The following is a 16,120-nucleotide window of genomic DNA, read 5'->3' on the forward strand; positions in this document are numbered from 1 at the left end:
ATTTCTAACAACAGATTTAATTTTGATAAAGGCCAGCAGAATATTAACTAGGTCTAATAAATTCTGACCTAACTTAGTGACGCTGCTAGCTTTGTCAATATCAACTCTTATTAAACGTCTTGTGAACTGACGTGATTTGAGTTGCTAATATTCATTTGACTAAACTAGATGCTTTATTTTTAAAGCAATTTCTTGACGGCTACTCTACGTCAGAGAATCACATTAATTTGTTGTAAAAATACTTTTTTAATGTGCCTACAATGAAACTACTTTTTCAGCAAAACTCTAGGAAATGATATTCTTAAAATTGCAAACTTATACTTGTTTTCTCAGTTTATCCCTCATTAGCACAAAAATAATTTTTCTTTATTGATCTTTACAAAGTAAAGAGAGCTTTTTAATCTTTACTTTATATCGAAACTCTTGAAATCTCAGCATTTACAAATATTAAGTATTTTTGAGCTTAGGTATAATTCAAAAAACCTAATACTTATATATCCAAGCCTCATAATCCAGCTTAGAATATGACAGATTTTAGATTTTGGGTAATGGAGTTGAAAGATTCAAGATTTTAAGTTTAAAGCTAGTTTTAGAGCAACTATCTTTAGGTATATTCAGCTAAAATCTCAAATCCAAAATTGATTGACTGCTAACATCTCCTAGAAAAAGGGGACGTTATTAGCGCACAGCAATAGCCACTTATCGAGTATCATCAGTTTAAAACTTTAACGTCACAGGTAAATATTTAGCCACTAAATCTTCATAGTATGGTCTTAGTTTTTGCCAATCAGGAGGAGTGGGGTTTTTTGAATACAAATCATAAGGATTGAATAAATTCACCCATTTAAACATTTCTGTATCGTGTTTATCCATCAAATGGTTATATGCGTTTTCACGGTGTTGAGGATAAAATGAATGATAGCGAAGCATATACAACGCAGGTTCAGGTAAATAGTTTTTCATGATCTGATATAAATACTCATCATGTCCCCATGAAATATGTACATTACTTAATCCACAATTCGGCTCGTAAATACCATATTTAGTGTTGTAATTGGGATTATTGTAGTCAGGATTTTCTTTGAAAAATTCCGAGAAAACAATTTTATCAGAGAATGCACAACCCACAGGATAAGTATCACCAACAGTAGCCCATTGAGGCTCACCAAATAGACAAAGCACCTTCCCCAGATCGTGAAAGAAACCAGTAAGTACCATCCAATCAGGATGACCATCAGCGCGAATGGCTTCTGATGTTTGCAATAAATGCTGTAATTGATCCATGTCTGTATCAGGATCGGAATCATCTACTAATTGATTCAAAAATTCAATCGCATCCCAAACAGACATTTCTTTTTTATCAAACTTGAGAAAATTCTTTTCTTTCTCAATTACAAAATTATATGTTTGATTAATGTGATTTAACCGATAAAATTCTTTCACCGTATCTCTAGTAGACGTTTCGTAATTCCTATACTCTTCGGTGGTTTTACCTTCTTTAACTATGCTGTCTGGATTGGGATAGCGATTGAGTAAGTCTTCTTCCCACTCTTCTAGCGAATGTAAGGGATTGTATTGAGCTTGTTCGATGGAATTCTTTAAAATCTGAGACATATCTTGTTACTTATCGATATTGATTTTTTTAAATCGGACTTTGGGACTCCATTTTTTGCACACGTGTGCAAAAAATATTATCGAACAGAATTCAGTACTTCGGCTACGCTCAGTAACCATCGCGGGACTGAATCCCGGACTAACGCTCTTTTATTACTCCGAAAAAATAAAATATTCGTAGGTTGGGGAGCCACTGCGTTGTCCGGGTTTCCCGGCTTGAAGCAAGTGGCGTTTGAACTTTAGTGAAACCCCAACAAAATCAGAGATTGTTGGTGTTGGGTTTCGTTCCTCAACCCAACCTACGCCTAAGTTCATCAAAGTCCTTAAAAATAAGGGTGGATGATTTTTATCCCACGAGAGTCATAAAAGAGCGCTAATTGATTTTGAATTCTGACTCCTGAATTTTTCTTCAATAATTTATTTTTGCACACGTGTGCAAAAGAGTATGTTAAGTTTCTTTTCTATCTGCATAACTCTGTACAACATACTTCGTTAAGTGTTTTTTACAATCTATTCGGATCGGGATTAGGCAAAAGATTGATAAAGTACACGAAATGTAGAGCGCAGACTTAAGACCAAGTACTTATGCGATCTGGGTAGATTTTTCAATAAATAGCGTTATACACACCTGCGTAAAATGCTATGTTAATTTTTCTGTCGGTTTTACCTAGAGGATTCTTAATTTGTCAATTGTATGGTATGCGAATGCTTGACAATATTAGCCAACTCTTGTAATTGTTTTACTGCTTCTGCACCCTCTAACTTCATTAATTCGCGATCGTCCCATAATTCCATCCAAGTAATCCCGTAGTCAGAGACTACAAAACGAATCAGATGCTTTTCTCGCAGGCTAACCATAAATGAAGCACTCTTCATTTGGTTGCCGCACGTATAACACGAGGCAGAATACCCACGCCGTTCAAGAATAATTGTCAAGGCTTGTAGGTTCATTACCAAGTCTTGGACGAATTCTTGATGTTGTTGCGCTAATCTTAGAAACACTAATTTTCTCCTACCACTACAGTTACATGGTTCCTTTTAAAACTTCTTTAGACTTACATGGGACGTATTTAGTTGCCAAAAGTTCATGTTTTTTTAAAGACGTGATTAATCTTAATCTTACGGTTTTAACCAATAAGCTAAAGTCTCAAAGCGGTTCTAATGTTCTGGACAATGATTTGGGGTGGTTGTGCAACATCCATAGATATGGTGTCTAATGGCTCCTCAAGAGTATCAAACTGGCTATTGAGAAGTTTTTCGCTCATGTAATGATTGCTACGCTCTTGCAAGCGTATTTGAATCAACTCATAAGAGCCTTTCAGGTAAACTAGCTTGATGCGATCGCTCTTGGTGTTGGCGCTGCGATCGCTATCCAATACCAAAAATTGCCGATAGCTGTCTTTTAAAGCCGAACACGCCAGCACGACATTTTTATTTTCTTGCAGCCAGTGTTTTATGGCTGTTTGCAAATCTTGCAACCAAGGCATCCTGTCAGCTTCACTCAACGCAATACCACGCCGCATTTTCTCAACATTCTCTGGCGAATGGAAAGCATCAGCATCACTAAACTCCCAGCCTAAAGAGTCTGCTAGCAGTTTTCCTATGGTAGTTTTGCCAGAACCCGATACACCCATGACGATAATAATCATATTTTTCTGAAGAAAAGTTAAGTTATTCAAACAAAAACAGAATTCATGACTTCTTTCTATACAAAATTTGAGTTGTATTAAAATCTCTTGACAAATAACGATTATTTTCTATAATACATACAATATGCACACGTGTGCAGTATTTAAAATCTAAAATAAAAATGAATAAACGAAGAATTTCAATTGAAGATATTGCTCGGAAAGCAGGCGTTTCTCATTCCACAGTTTCGCGGGCTTTGCGAGATAACGCTCTCATTAGCCCGAAAGTGCGAGAAGAAATTAAACAACTGGCGCAAGAGATGAACTATGTGCCAAATGCTATAGCTCAAAGCTTGCAAAATAAACGCACTAATACCATCGGTGTAGTAGTAACTTCCATCGCAGATCCCTTTTTTGCTGAGGTAGTAGAGGGAATTGAGCAGATAGCCAGACCAGCAGGATTGAGTGTTTTGTTAAGTGCTTCACACCGAGATTTTGAGCAAGAAATGGCAGCTATTGATACCTTTCATCGCCGGAGAGTAGACGGGATATTAGTAGCCGACTCACGAATTAGTAAACAGCATACAAAGCAACTAACCCAAATTGCTGTGCCAACAGTTCTAATTAACAGCCAGACTGAAGATCAATCTGAAATATTTCACTCAGTAGCAATAGACGATCGCTTAGGTGCTAGATTAGCCACAGAGCATCTTATAAATCTGGGACATACCGCTATTGGTTATTTGGGTGTAAGCGATCGCAGCAGGTCGAACCAGCAGCGCCTAGAAGGATATAGAATGGCTCTTGCCGAAGCTGGTCTACCACAAAATCCTGATTGGGTTGCAATCAGTGATGAATATGATACCAGAACAAGCGATGTCGCCACAGGACAAAATATGCTATCTAAACTATTGACTGCTGAGGTAACAGGCATCTTTTGTTACAACGATATGGTAGCAGTTGGCGCTTTATTAGCCTGCCAAGAACTAGGTATTTTAGTACCACGAAATTTAAGTCTGGTTGGATTTGATGGTATTGCTTTAGGTCGTTACGTTACGCCGGCACTTACAACAGTCAGCCAGCCAATGTTAGAAATTGGTGGCTATGCCATGCAAATGTTACTTGATTTATTAGAAGAAAAAACTGTGGAAAACCGCGTTTTATCTCCCTTTTTAGTAGAGCGTGGTAGTAGCGCAAAATTAATAAAGTCATTTTAAATCGTGTCTAAGTAACTTGGTAGAAATAAACCGAATTATATTACGAAACGTAAACAGGCTGAAAGTCATTACTAATGACCAATACTTCGACTACGCTCAGTACAAGTGACAAATGACAAATGATAATATGTTAACCAAAAAACCGAGTTTATCTCCCGATCGCTGCTTTTCTTCAGAACCAGTTCAAAGACGACTAGCCCATCAATTTTTTGACAGTATATCTGCGTTACCTCTGGTCTGCCCACACGGTCACGTAGATCCAGCCCTGTTAGCTAATCCAGCAGCTAGTTTTGGTTCACCGACCGAATTATTTATTATCCCTGACCACTACATTTTGCGGATGCTTTATAGTCGGGGTGTACCTCTGGAAGCTTTAGGCATATCTACTCATGATGCACCAATAGAAACTGACCACCGGAAAATCTGGCAATTGTTCGCCGAACATTTTTATCTATTTCAAGGTACTCCATCCGGGTTATGGCTCAAAGACGAACTAACTAATGTCTTTGGCGTAAATCAGCTAAACTCTCGCAATGCCGGACATATCTATGATTATCTAGAAAATTTGTTAGCCTTACCTGAGTTTTCCCCTCGTGCTTTATTCAAACGCTTTAACATCGAAGTGCTTTGTACTACCGATGCAGCCAGTGATAACCTAGAGAATCAGCGATCGCTCCACGAAGAAGGTTTCACTCAAATTAGACCAACTTTTCGACCAGATGCAGTAGTTAACCTAGATGCTCCTGGTTGGCGGGAAAATCTGACCAAATTGGAAAGCAGTATCGGTAGAGAAATTAGCACTTACAGCACTTTTGTACAAGCTTTAGAAGAACGTCGGGCTTTCTTTAAAAAAATGGGTGCAACAGCTACCGATCAAGGTGCAGCTACACCTTATACCACACGCCTTTCCGACCAGGAAGCAGAAGCTATCTTTGCTAGAGCATTAATCGGCAAACTGAATCCAGGAGATGTAGAGCAGTTTACCGGTCATATATTCATGGAAATGGCTCGGATGAGTGTAGAAGATGGCTTAGTGATGCAAATGCATTGTGGTGTTATGCGTAACCATAACCCAGCTTTGTTTGACAGATTTGGGGCTGATAAAGGTGCTGATATTCCCCTCAAAATAGAATGGACTCGAAATCTGCGCCCATTGTTGTCAGCTTATGGTAACGATCAGCGCTTCCGCTTAATTATTTTTGGTATGGATGAAAGCACCCTGAGCCGAGAGATGGCTCCACTAGCTGGTCATTATCCTACTATCTTGCTCGGGCCACCTTGGTGGTTTCATGACAGCGTAAATGGCATGGAACGCTACTTCAATCAGGTAATGGAAACTGCCGGAATTTATAATACTGCTGGGTTTAATGATGATACCCGCGCTTTCGTTTCTATTCCGGCCCGTCATAATGTTTGGCGGCGCGTAGCTTGTAACTGGTTAGCTGGATTAGTAACACGGGGATTGGTTGACGAAGAAGAAGGGTATGATATGGCCCGCGCTTTAGCTTACGACCTCGCTAAAAGTGCTTACAAATTGGATTAATACAAATAAAGCTATTAGAATTAGCCCTCTCAACGTGACTCGTAAAATAAGATTGTTTTCTCTCAGCGCTCTCTGCGCCTCTGTGGTTTAAAAGAAATTTATTTAACCACAGAGGCGCAGAGAACACAGAGTAAAGAGCTTAAACAGGAATTTATTAACCAAAATTTTTATCCACCTTGAAAGGGCTAGTCCTAATATTGATTTCTTTAATTACGAATTACGAACTTGTACTGAGCGTAGCCGAAGTATTACGAATTACGAATTGAAACAAGATGTTAAATAAACTTTTTAGCCTAAAAGAGCAAGTAGCAGTAGTCACAGGCGGTTCAGGTGTGCTTGGTGGAGCGATGGCGCGGGGTTTAGCCCTTGCTGGAGCGCGAGTAGTGGTTCTAGGTCGCAATGAAGCACGAGCGAGTGCGGTAGTAGCTGAGATTACCGCTCAAGGTGGAGAAAGTATGGCTGTACTGGCAGATGTGAGCGATCGCTCACAACTCGAAATAGCCAGAGATAAAATTATACAGCGCTGGGGTCAAATAGACATCTTAATAAACTCGGCTGGTGGTAATATTCCGGCTGCCACAATTACCCCTGATGCGACTATTTTTGATATGCCACATACAGCCTTTGAGGAAGTAGTTAGCCTAAACTTACTCGGTACTCTACTGCCCAGCCAAGTTTTTGGTCAAGCAATGGTCGAAAAAAAACAGCCCCACGGTTGTATTGTCAATATTTCTTCAATGTCTGCCATCCGAGTGATTAGCCGGGTGGTTGGCTACTCAGCCGCTAAAGCCGGGATAGATAACTTTACGCGCTGGTTAGCCGTCGAACTCGCTCAAAAGTATGGGGATGGAATGCGAGTAAATGCGATCGCGCCAGGTTTCTTTATTGGAGAACAAAATCGAGATTTACTCCTAAATGCAGATGGCAGTTTAACCGTGCGCGGGCAGAAAATCATCGAGCATACCCCCGCCGGACGTTTCGGAAAACCAGATGAATTACTCAGCACCTTGATTTGGTTATGCAGTTCTGGTTCTAGTTTCGTCAACGGGGTAGTCGTGCCGGTAGATGGTGGGTTTAGTATCTACAGTGGAGTTTAACATTTTTGAGGGGTCTAAGTCCCTCGCTTATATTGCGCGGCAAGTTTTGCGGTGGGGTTAAAATCCCCATTGCAAAACTTAATTACGAATTACGAATTACGAATTACGAATTAGTTTAATCATGTATTCACTGGCTGTAACTAACGGAACACTTTCCGACAAGCAAATTTCCGGGCTAGTTCATCAAGCTTTGGCAGATCGTCAGTTAGATGGACAGCGTATTTTAGTATTAATTCCAGATGGCACTCGGACTGCTCCCATCCCTCAAATATTTCGATTGCTGCATCAGGAGTTGGGTAAAAGAGTTCCGGCTCTAGATTTTTTGATCGCTCTAGGTACACATAATCCTATGAGTGAAGAACAAATTAATCACCTAGTGGGGGTGACACCAAAAGAGCGAGAGACAACCTTTAAAAAAGTTCGCATATTTAACCATTTGTGGAATCAGCCAGATACCTTTATTTCCTGTGGAGTAATTTCGGGAGATGAGATAGAAGAAATTAGTCGGGGAATGCTACATCAATCTGTTGAAGTCCGGGTTAACAAGCTTGTAACACAGTACGATCTAATAATGATTTGCGGCCCTGTATTTCCCCATGAAGTTGTCGGTTTTTCTGGTGGAAATAAATACTTTTTTCCCGGTATTGGTGGTCAGGAAGTAATTGATATATCCCACTGGTTAGGTGCTTTAATAACCAGTTACGAAATCATTGGTACATCAGGCATTACACCAGTTCGGCGCTTGATTAACCGAGCCGCTAACCTAATTTCTACACCGAAACTTTGCTTGGCGATGGTGGTTGCACCCAAAACAAATCAGCTAGCAGGACTTTACATAGATAAACCAGAGTCAGCCTGGGAAGCCGCCGCAAAATTATCCGACAAACTGCATATTACTTATGTAGATCGGTCTTTTAAACAAGTGCTTTCAGTAATGCCCGAAATGTATGATGACATTTGGACAGCAGCTAAAGGAATGTACAAGCTAGAGCCAGTAGTGGCTGACGGAGGCGAGGTAATTATATATGCCCCTCACATTACCGAGTTTAGCTATACGCACGGCGAAATCCTGTCCAAAATTGGCTATCATGTGCGTGACTACTTTCTCAAACAGTGGGATAAATTTCAAGCCTATCCCGGTGGAGTGCTGGCTCATAGCACTCACTTAAAAGGTATGGGTACATTTGATCTTATAGAAGGGGAACAAGCGAGGATTCGCGTCACTTTAGCCACTGGTATTTCTGCTGAACGCTGTGCTGCTCATAACTTAAACTATCGCGATCCGGCTACCATTAGACCCACAGAATGGGCTAACCGTGAGGATGAAGGAATCTTACTTGTGCCGAAGGCTGGCGAGATACTATACCGTGTAAAGGTTTGTATTGAGGGCTGATGCCCTTAATACGAGACAATTTAATTAATTTACATTGCGTAACATAGTTTGATTTATTCTTGCCCACTTACTTATCTCATGGGAAAGGACTTTACGAGTTAGTAAAGGACTTTATTGTTTGTGTACAAACCTACAGTTGATACGAAGCCGTCAAAGCTACCGCCAAAGCATCAGCAGCATCATCTGGTTTGGGAATTACATCTAAATCCAACTCCCGCGCTACCGCCTCTTGTACATCTAACTTATCTGCGTTGCCATATCCCGTTAAAGCTTGCTTAATTTGAGCCGGAGTAAACTCTATGTATGGAAGACGACGCTGGCCCAACACCAAAATTAATACACCCCGCGCCTGTGCAACCAGAATTGTATTTGACATCCGATAGAAAAATAGTTTCTCGATCGCAACCAAATCTGGTTGAAATTCCTCCATTACAGTGTGTAAATCATCAAACAAGGTACATAGCCTCAGTCCCATTTCTACATCGGCTGACGTTTTAATTACCCCGAAATCCAGCATATTTACTGTAGTTTCTGGCACCTTGTTGGCAATTTGTGTGCAGGTAATTACCCCAAACCCTAAAGTTGCCAATCCTGGATCTAATCCTAAAATTCGTTTTTCCATTCAATTCACTTTTACTAAACCAGGGTATTGTTTAACTAGGAATACTGGCAATCTTGACCACTTGCTCTTAGTCTAATGGAATTGACAAATATAATAGTTTCACGCCTAGTGTTAAAAACCAAGTGGTGTACATTTTCTGTTAATTATTATTTGTAGCACTGCTGTAAATCAGGTATGTCAATTGGTTTTCTCAGACAAGCCCTCAACGCCCTGCAAAAGCAGTCGCGTTCTCGAACTTCCTATCGGGTTAACCAGTGGTTCAAATGGTTATCTCCTGGACTATCGGTAAAACGTTGGTTGTTGATCAGTATTGGGGGTGTACTGCTGGCGAGTTTGGGGTTAGCTATTTGGATTAAGCTGACCCCAATTTTTTGGATGATCGAGTTGTTTCGGGGTTTCCTTGGAGTAATCACCGACATCTTACCGAACTATATCAGTGGGCCTTTGGTGCTGCTTGGGGGATTGCTGTTAGTGCTTTGGGGACAAACTCGCACTGTCGGCTCAATTACTAAGGTACTAAGGGCAGAAGGCGGAGAAGAACTCATCGATGTCTTGTTGGCACATCATCGATTGTACCGAGGCCCGAAAATAGTAGTAGTTGGTGGTGGTACGGGGCTTTCTACGTTGTTGAGGGGACTAAAAACCTACAGCGCTAATATTACTGCGATTGTCACTGTCGCTGATGATGGTGGATCTTCTGGGCGGTTGCGTCAAGAATTTGGAGTGCTACCACCAGGGGATATTCGCAATTGTTTGGCTGCACTAGCAGATGAAGAAAAGTTATTAACAGAATTGTTTCAATACCGTTTTCGGGCTGGAGATGGGTTAACGGGTCACAGTTTTGGCAATTTGTTTTTAACGGCAATGAGTGATATTACTGGAGATTTAGAACAAGCAGTTGCAGCCAGTTCTAAAGTGCTAGCGGTACGGGGACAAGTACTACCAGCAACTCTCAGTGATGTTCGCCTCTGGGCAGAATTAACCGATGGTCGCCGCATTGAGGGGGAGTCTAGCATTCCGAAAGCTGGGGGGAAAATTGTCAAAGTTGGCTGCATTCCTGATAATCCTCCGGCAGTACCAGCAGCGATTAAGGCAATTAAAGAAGCTGATTACATCATTATTGGGCCAGGTAGCCTTTATACAAGTCTCATTCCTAATTTATTAGTACCAGAAATTGCCGATGCGATCGCTCAAACAGATGCCCCCCGTATTTATATCTGCAATATAATGACTCAGCCAGGAGAAACTGAAGGCTACACTGTTGCAGATCACATTAGAGCAATTGATGCTGCTTGCGGGGAAAGACGGCTATTTGATGCTGTGCTAATCCACAAAAAATCCCCCTCAGAGCAATCACTCATCCGCTACGCCGAACAAAACTCCCATCCAGTTTTCCTAGATAGAGAAGCCGTAACTCAGCTAGGGCGAAGGATTGTTGCAGCTAATGTTTTGTATGAAGATGAAACGGGTTTTGTCCGTCACAATCCGCAGAAACTAGCACAAGTATTGTTGCGGTGGTACGGTAGAGGTCAGCCCCTTCGGGGAATTCAAAATTCAAAATTCAAAATTCAAAATTAAGGAAAATGAAAATTAGTCATTAGTCTAAGCAAAGGACTAATGACTAATGACTAATGACTAATGACTAATTATGAAAATTTTTCTTGCAGATCCAGAGGCGACGCTACGCTTAGGTATTACTCTCGGTGAATCCCTGACTGCTGGGAGTGTAATTTTACTAGAAGGTGATTTAGGCGCAGGTAAAACTACCCTAGTTCAAGGTATTGGTAAGGGTTTGAAAATCACTGAATCTATTGTCAGTCCCACTTTTACCCTGATTAATGAGTACACGGAAGGACGACTCCCCCTTTACCACCTAGATTTATATCGCTTAGAACCACAAGAAGTGGCAGCCCTAAATTTAGAAAGTTATTGGGAAGGTATTGAGGTAACACCGGGAATTGTAGCAGTTGAATGGGCGGAACGATTGCCCTACAAACCAGATAGTTATCTAAGTGTGAATTTGACTTATGGGGATGAGGCTACTCGTCAAGTCGAACTCATCCCATTCAATTGTGCCCTTAGCGAAGCCATTGCTGCTATCTAAGCTCATATCCCGACCAAAGTACAAGAGATTTCACTTTTTTAGATCGCAACACTAAAAAATTTTTGCTAATAGTTGATGGAGAACTTCAAACTCGTTCTATCTGCCACTACCACGCTCACCACTGTAAATCACTAACATTGTTATCTCAACCCAAAATAAATGAAAAAATTTTGTAACAGCAGCTTTCTTACTGCAATAATCAGTTAAAAAACTGATTTAGATAGTGTATTAATTGAGAAAATGTAAACTGTTGTTGGGTTAAATGAAAATTTTGCAAAACTTAGTCAGCTTGATTTAACCCGATTGGTTCTCTACTGTCATTAAGAGAACAAATCTGGATTATTTAGCGGTCAAAGGTAGTAGAAAAAAGTTAAACAACATCAAGTTATGTAGAAGTTGTCTAACTTTTCCTTATACTCAATATACCCGAATTAAAGTCACAATATATACACAATAATACTGATTTATAAAATAGTTAAAAAATTAAATTAAGTAATTTTAAATACCAATAAGTTATTCTATTGACATCTGTAATTAACACTGATGGCAGCTTTAAATAAAACATCTCGTATTTCTACGATAATTAAACCACGTCTATTTTGAAACCTGTAGTTCAACTCTAATGAATAAGGATTTGCCCTCATCCCCCAACCTATCCCCCATATCTGGGATTCGGGGAGCTAGAATTTCAAAGTCCCTCTCCCATATCTGGGAAAGGAATTTCGGGTGAGGGCGAAAACTACGGTTCTCAACTTAGATGAGGTTTATGTAGAAATACGAGGTGTTTTATCCTATGTTAGTTGACATTAGTATGTCTACGTGGATGTACTAGTTTTCTCTAATGAAAGAAGCGATCGCCTTTTTTATCGGTGAGCCAGAGTCATCTCTGGTATAGTATGTAAGACCTCGATCGATAAATGCCGAGGTAGTATCTATTAACTGCTGAATAATCTCTGGACTAGCGTTGTCTATTTCTTCAGTGACTTTTTTGCCTGTAAATCGATTTTTGCGATCTTCTGAAGGTAATACAATCCGAGGATCTTTATAAGTCTCTTTTGGCTTGGGTTTAAATGTCTCATTTAAGTCAAACTGAAGACGTAAATAACGTTTAGACTCGTATCCACCCATGATTTGTCGGCAAATTGTACTATCAATCTCAGATGTAGGTTCCATAAAGATATTAGTCAGATTTTGCACCCAGTCTAAGCCTTTCCATTTGCTTATTTGCTTATATTGATATGGTTCACCAGTTTGACCAGTGCCAATAGAAAGGATAGAAATATCTTCCAATCTCAGATTGTTTAGTTTATATTTTTGCTTAATTTCTGGAGATACTGAAGACTGACTAATCCTCATAACTAAACTCAAAGCTGCGAGACAGGGATTGTTAGCAGAAACTCCTCCATCAATGTGTGGAAATTCCCAATCACCAAATTTTTCTTTATCTACAGGTTCTAATTTATATGGCGGGAAAAAAGTAGGTGCTGAGGCAGAAGCGGTACATATCTCCCATAAATAACAGTCATCGTACCATCTGTCTCCTAGATCGGGATGACAGTTTGTAAAAAAGGTTGTATTGCGATATAGCGTATCGTAAGCAAGAATCAAGATAATCGGTTTTTCGATATCTTTTATTCTTGTGTTTTTATAAGCATCTTTGAGGACACGAATAATTCCATCATGAGAATATTTAGATGCTGAAAATACATCAAGAATTGATCTGATGATGGACGGCAAGTTTTTATAGAGTTCTTTTCTATTGGGCGGAAATATATCTTTCCCTCTATCTCCATACAGTTTAATAAGTTCATCACTTGTCTTTCCTACAGCAATTCCCCCTGTCAATATTGAACCAGTAGAAGTGCCAGCAATTAGATCAAAGTAGTCGTGTAAGAAGTTCCCTTTACCCTGATTTCTAATTTCTTCTTCTACTTGTTTAAGCATTTGGGCTGCAACAACTCCACGAATACCGCCACCATCTAAAGCTAAAATTTTGAATGACATAGCAATTCTCCTTGATTATTTCTCTGGTTATCTTTTCGGGCATAGTTTCTGGGAAATACATGACCTGGATGAAGGTCATATATGATGAGATTGATCGCAATCCAGTTTCATTTTGTTTGCTCTTATCCAGATGTAAGATTTAACTAACCGCCTTCTCTACGAGACACTACGTGTAGCTTGCTTTCCCATAAAGGTACGCGCAACGTCTCGTTAGAGGATGTTTTAAAAGTCTCCTTATCGGTATCAAAAGTTCTAGATCCCCCTAAATCCACGCCACTTGCTTCATTTGGAGAGACCCCAAGACCGCAGTGGCTCCCCTTAAAAAGGGGGACTTTGATTCCGGTTTCCCCCTTTTTAAGGGGGGTTAGGGGGGATCTAAAAGTGCCTAAAGTCAGAGTGAAACACTTTTCAAACAACCTCTTAGAGAAGGACACCAAGCAGGGAAAACGAAGATTAAATAGGTAATCTTATAGCCGGAAGGAGGGAGTTATTGAAGATTTGACTTGAAACACTTATAAATAAATTCAGAGTTTCAAGTTGCAATTTCTGATACAGCAATAAGTCAATACTCTTTGGTTAAAAGGGTAAAGGATGAAAAACAAGGATTTTCGTCTTTTAGCTTTAACCAAACCGCTTTGGTCTAGTCTTAACTCTGGATAGATGAAAATCTTGCCTGTTAAAGTATGGCTTTGATGTATAATTATCTGTCTACTACGTAAGCTTAAATAAATATTTGCTATAAGAAAGTTAAAGCTTGACCCCGCACTTGCGTATTTACTTGGCCTTTCTCAAAAACTATCTCACCGCCGACAATAGTTGTTGTAGCCCAGCCAGTGAGGTTCCAGCCTTCAAAGGGACTCCAATGGCATTTGGTTAAAAGTTCCTCGCGCCGGACTGGACGGTATGTGTTTAAATCTACAAGCACTAAATCGGCATCATAACCAGGTGCGATCGCTCCTTTATTGGGAATACCATAAGCTACAGCTACATTCTTAGACATCCAGTTGACAACTTGGGCAACAGTACACTTTCCCTCCATCGCCGCAGTTAACATCAAAGCTAGGGAAGTTTCCACCCCAGGCATTCCCGAAGGACTATTAGGATATTCTTGAGCTTTTTCTTCTAAGGTGTGGGGTGCATGATCTGTAGCGATGAAATCAATCACGCCATCGCGCAAAGCTTGCCAAAGGACTTCGTTATCGTGGGGCGATCGCAAAGGTGGATTCATCTGTGCTAAAGTACCAATCTTTTCATAAGCACTGGTATTCAACAACAAATGCTGTGGCGTTACCTCTGCTGTCACCCAGCTAGGTTTATCCTGACGCAGCAAATCTGCTTCTTCGGCTGTTGACAGATGGAGAATATGCAGACGACGGTGATATTTTTGAGAAAGTTTTAATGCCAGTTGGGTTGCTAGCATTGCCGCTTGATTATCTTGAATTTGCGAGTGAACGGCGGGATCGTGAATATTGGCAAATTCTTGGCGGCGTTGGTTGATTCTAGCTTGATCTTCAGCATGAACGGCAATCAAGCGATTACCTTTAGCAAATATCGCAGAGAGTGCTGTTTCACCATCAACCAGCAATTGACCGTGCATCGACCCCATAAAAATCTTAATTCCCGGTGTTGGCTTGGCCAAAAGCAAGTCTGGAAGATTCTCTGCTGTTGCCCCAATAAAAAAGCCATAATTAACCAAGCACTTTTGTGAGGCCCGTTCTAGCTTGTCGTCTAAAGCCTGCTGTGTCGTTGTTAGGGGACGCGTATTAGGCATCTCTAAAAACGAAGTGACTCCGCCTTTAGCACAGGCACAACTGGCAGTGAATAAATCTTCCTTGTGTTCTAGTCCAGGTTCTCGGAAATGTACCTGCGGATCGATCACTCCCGGCAACAAAGTTAACCCTTCTGCGTCAATTTCAGTGACTACTGCTGTTTGGGAGATTTCTGGGGCAACTTCGACTATTTGGCGATCGCGCGTCAACACATCGCCAATCATCAGTTCACCATTGGGTAGAATTATGCGAGCGCGGCGAATCAGTAAATTTTGTGGAGATGACATAGGGTTAACTAGACAGGGAGCTATGTATTACAGAGAACTATGCTTTTAGGTTAAACTTATTCGCGATCGGAGTGTTAAATTTTTGGCTGACCGTTAAAAAAAAGTTTATTTTTAATCTATGAACAACCCCATTTATCTATTTTGGATTTTAGATACTTCGACTGCGCTCAGTACAAGTTTGGGATTTGGGATTAACTTTATCTTAGAAAGGATACAGCTTGGGGATTTGAAATTGGTTTCCCCCACCAGAGGCGAGTCATAACCCAAAAAACACCCCTAATCCAAAATCTAAAATCCACAATCTAAAATTGGTAGTCAAGATGGGAACATAACCAGGAAATTTAAATTTTCCCGTTAAGATTAACAGATAAAGTCTCACCAGGCGAGTTAATTACCTACATCTTTCCTTCAGTTAAGTAATTTCATGCAAAATCAAGTGTCTGATAACAACTCTAGTCAACAACCTGATAATTCCTGGATCGCAGAGCTAGGTAGAACAATTGTATTGAGTATTGTTTTAGCTCTGGGAATTCGTACCTTTGTTGCTGAAGCACGCTGGATTCCTTCTGGGTCGATGGAACCCACTCTGCATGGTACGCCAAACCAGTGGGAGGCAGACAAAATTATTGTCGATAAGTTGAAATATAAATTTGCTAACCCGCAGCGTGGAGATATCGTAGTATTTTCACCGACGAAAGAATTACAAAAAGAACAATATCAGGATGCTTTTATTAAAAGAGTAATTGGCTTACCTGGAGAACAAGTACAGCTCAGAAATGGCAAGGTCTATATTAACAACAAACCCCTCCCAGAAGCTAATTATCTCGCTTCTGGCCAAACCA

General features: G+C 40.4%; 14 protein-coding genes. 7 read left to right on the forward strand and 7 right to left on the reverse strand.

Translation table 11 applies throughout. The annotated features are described in order from the left end of the window. Nucleotides 1–717: 717 nt before the first annotated feature. From HWQ36_RS13715 to HWQ36_RS13730, 4 genes are all read right to left on the reverse strand, one after another. Nucleotides 718–1,614, reverse strand: coding sequence for an inositol oxygenase family protein (locus HWQ36_RS13715; protein WP_292703401.1), 897 nt, complete (start codon nucleotides 1,612–1,614; stop codon nucleotides 718–720). 153 nt (nucleotides 1,615–1,767) lie between these two features. After that, nucleotides 1,768–1,929 (reverse strand): hypothetical protein, encoded by a 162-nt coding sequence (locus tag HWQ36_RS13720; RefSeq protein WP_292698506.1) that lies wholly within the window; start codon nucleotides 1,927–1,929, stop codon nucleotides 1,768–1,770. Between the two features lie 363 nt (nucleotides 1,930–2,292). Next, a complete protein-coding gene (locus HWQ36_RS13725) occupies nucleotides 2,293–2,616 on the reverse strand; it encodes a DUF1815 family protein (protein ID WP_292703405.1) in 324 nt (107 codons plus the stop codon). A 137-nt stretch (nucleotides 2,617–2,753) separates the two neighbouring features. Next, on the reverse strand, nucleotides 2,754–3,263 hold the full coding sequence (locus tag HWQ36_RS13730; protein ID WP_292703408.1) for a gluconokinase: 510 nt from the start codon (nucleotides 3,261–3,263) through the stop codon (nucleotides 2,754–2,756). Between the two features lie 161 nt (nucleotides 3,264–3,424). Between HWQ36_RS13730 and HWQ36_RS13735 the strand changes: the two genes are divergently transcribed. The 4 genes from HWQ36_RS13735 (at nucleotide 3,425) to HWQ36_RS13750 (ending at nucleotide 8,492) form a co-directional block, all read left to right on the forward strand. Further along, complete coding sequence (locus HWQ36_RS13735) at nucleotides 3,425–4,459, forward strand: LacI family DNA-binding transcriptional regulator (RefSeq protein WP_292703411.1); 1,035 nt, start codon at nucleotides 3,425–3,427, stop codon at nucleotides 4,457–4,459. A gap of 112 nt (nucleotides 4,460–4,571) precedes the next feature. After that, nucleotides 4,572–6,002 carry a glucuronate isomerase gene (gene uxaC, locus HWQ36_RS13740; protein WP_292703413.1) on the forward strand — a complete coding sequence of 477 codons (1,431 nt, stop codon included), beginning with the start codon at nucleotides 4,572–4,574 and terminating at the stop codon, nucleotides 6,000–6,002. Nucleotides 6,003–6,274: 272 nt separating this feature from the next. Beyond that, complete coding sequence (locus HWQ36_RS13745; protein WP_292703416.1) at nucleotides 6,275–7,099, forward strand: SDR family oxidoreductase; 825 nt, start codon at nucleotides 6,275–6,277, stop codon at nucleotides 7,097–7,099. A 121-nt stretch (nucleotides 7,100–7,220) separates the two neighbouring features. Beyond that, the gene (locus HWQ36_RS13750; RefSeq protein ID WP_292703418.1) at nucleotides 7,221–8,492 is read left to right on the forward strand and encodes a lactate racemase domain-containing protein; all 1,272 of its coding nucleotides are present in this window, start codon (nucleotides 7,221–7,223) and stop codon (nucleotides 8,490–8,492) included. Between the two features lie 130 nt (nucleotides 8,493–8,622). Here HWQ36_RS13750 and ruvC read toward each other — a convergent pair whose 3' ends face one another. Further along, on the reverse strand, nucleotides 8,623–9,114 hold the full coding sequence (gene ruvC / locus HWQ36_RS13755) for a crossover junction endodeoxyribonuclease RuvC (protein WP_292703421.1): 492 nt from the start codon (nucleotides 9,112–9,114) through the stop codon (nucleotides 8,623–8,625). A gap of 174 nt (nucleotides 9,115–9,288) precedes the next feature. On the opposite strand from ruvC, the gene HWQ36_RS13760 reads away from it, so the two are divergent. Then, complete coding sequence (locus HWQ36_RS13760; protein ID WP_292703424.1) at nucleotides 9,289–10,692, forward strand: gluconeogenesis factor YvcK family protein; 1,404 nt, start codon at nucleotides 9,289–9,291, stop codon at nucleotides 10,690–10,692. Nucleotides 10,693–10,762: 70 nt separating this feature from the next. Continuing rightward, nucleotides 10,763–11,218, forward strand: coding sequence for a tRNA (adenosine(37)-N6)-threonylcarbamoyltransferase complex ATPase subunit type 1 TsaE (tsaE, locus tag HWQ36_RS13765; protein ID WP_292703426.1), 456 nt, complete (start codon nucleotides 10,763–10,765; stop codon nucleotides 11,216–11,218). Nucleotides 11,219–12,046: 828 nt separating this feature from the next. Here the strand turns inward: tsaE and HWQ36_RS13770 are convergent. Together HWQ36_RS13770 and HWQ36_RS13775 are read right to left on the reverse strand one after the other, a co-directional pair. Continuing rightward, nucleotides 12,047–13,222, reverse strand: a complete 1,176-nt coding sequence (locus HWQ36_RS13770) for a patatin-like phospholipase family protein (protein WP_292703428.1) — start codon at nucleotides 13,220–13,222, stop codon at nucleotides 12,047–12,049. A 736-nt stretch (nucleotides 13,223–13,958) separates the two neighbouring features. Beyond that, nucleotides 13,959–15,278 carry a dihydroorotase gene (locus tag HWQ36_RS13775; protein WP_292703431.1) on the reverse strand — a complete coding sequence of 440 codons (1,320 nt, stop codon included), beginning with the start codon at nucleotides 15,276–15,278 and terminating at the stop codon, nucleotides 13,959–13,961. A 424-nt stretch (nucleotides 15,279–15,702) separates the two neighbouring features. Here HWQ36_RS13775 and lepB point away from each other — a divergent pair. Next, a partial coding sequence (lepB, locus tag HWQ36_RS13780) for a signal peptidase I (protein WP_292703432.1) occupies nucleotides 15,703–16,120 on the forward strand: 418 nt, incomplete at its 3' end.

Origin of the sequence: Nostoc sp. NMS2, from assembly GCF_017115105.1 — a bacterium.
Classification (GTDB): Bacteria; Cyanobacteriota; Cyanobacteriia; order Cyanobacteriales; family Nostocaceae; genus Nostoc.

What these genes read in the sequence shown, in the direction of transcription:
- HWQ36_RS13715 (WP_292703401.1), bottom strand. Translation starts at nt 1,614, where the DNA reads ATGTCTCAGATTTTAAAGAATTCCATCGAACAAGCTCAATACAATCCC.
- HWQ36_RS13720 (WP_292698506.1), bottom strand. Translation starts at nt 1,929, where the DNA reads ATGAACTTAGGCGTAGGTTGGGTTGAGGAACGAAACCCAACACCAACA.
- HWQ36_RS13730 (WP_292703408.1), bottom strand. Translation starts at nt 3,263, where the DNA reads ATGATTATTATCGTCATGGGTGTATCGGGTTCTGGCAAAACTACCATA.
- HWQ36_RS13735 (WP_292703411.1), top strand. Translation starts at nt 3,425, where the DNA reads ATGAATAAACGAAGAATTTCAATTGAAGATATTGCTCGGAAAGCAGGC.
- uxaC (WP_292703413.1), top strand. Translation starts at nt 4,572, where the DNA reads ATGACAAATGATAATATGTTAACCAAAAAACCGAGTTTATCTCCCGAT.
- HWQ36_RS13745 (WP_292703416.1), top strand. Translation starts at nt 6,275, where the DNA reads ATGTTAAATAAACTTTTTAGCCTAAAAGAGCAAGTAGCAGTAGTCACA.
- HWQ36_RS13750 (WP_292703418.1), top strand. Translation starts at nt 7,221, where the DNA reads ATGTATTCACTGGCTGTAACTAACGGAACACTTTCCGACAAGCAAATT.
- ruvC (WP_292703421.1), bottom strand. Translation starts at nt 9,114, where the DNA reads ATGGAAAAACGAATTTTAGGATTAGATCCAGGATTGGCAACTTTAGGG.
- HWQ36_RS13760 (WP_292703424.1), top strand. Translation starts at nt 9,289, where the DNA reads ATGTCAATTGGTTTTCTCAGACAAGCCCTCAACGCCCTGCAAAAGCAG.
- tsaE (WP_292703426.1), top strand. Translation starts at nt 10,763, where the DNA reads ATGAAAATTTTTCTTGCAGATCCAGAGGCGACGCTACGCTTAGGTATT.
- HWQ36_RS13770 (WP_292703428.1), bottom strand. Translation starts at nt 13,222, where the DNA reads ATGTCATTCAAAATTTTAGCTTTAGATGGTGGCGGTATTCGTGGAGTT.
- HWQ36_RS13775 (WP_292703431.1), bottom strand. Translation starts at nt 15,278, where the DNA reads ATGTCATCTCCACAAAATTTACTGATTCGCCGCGCTCGCATAATTCTA.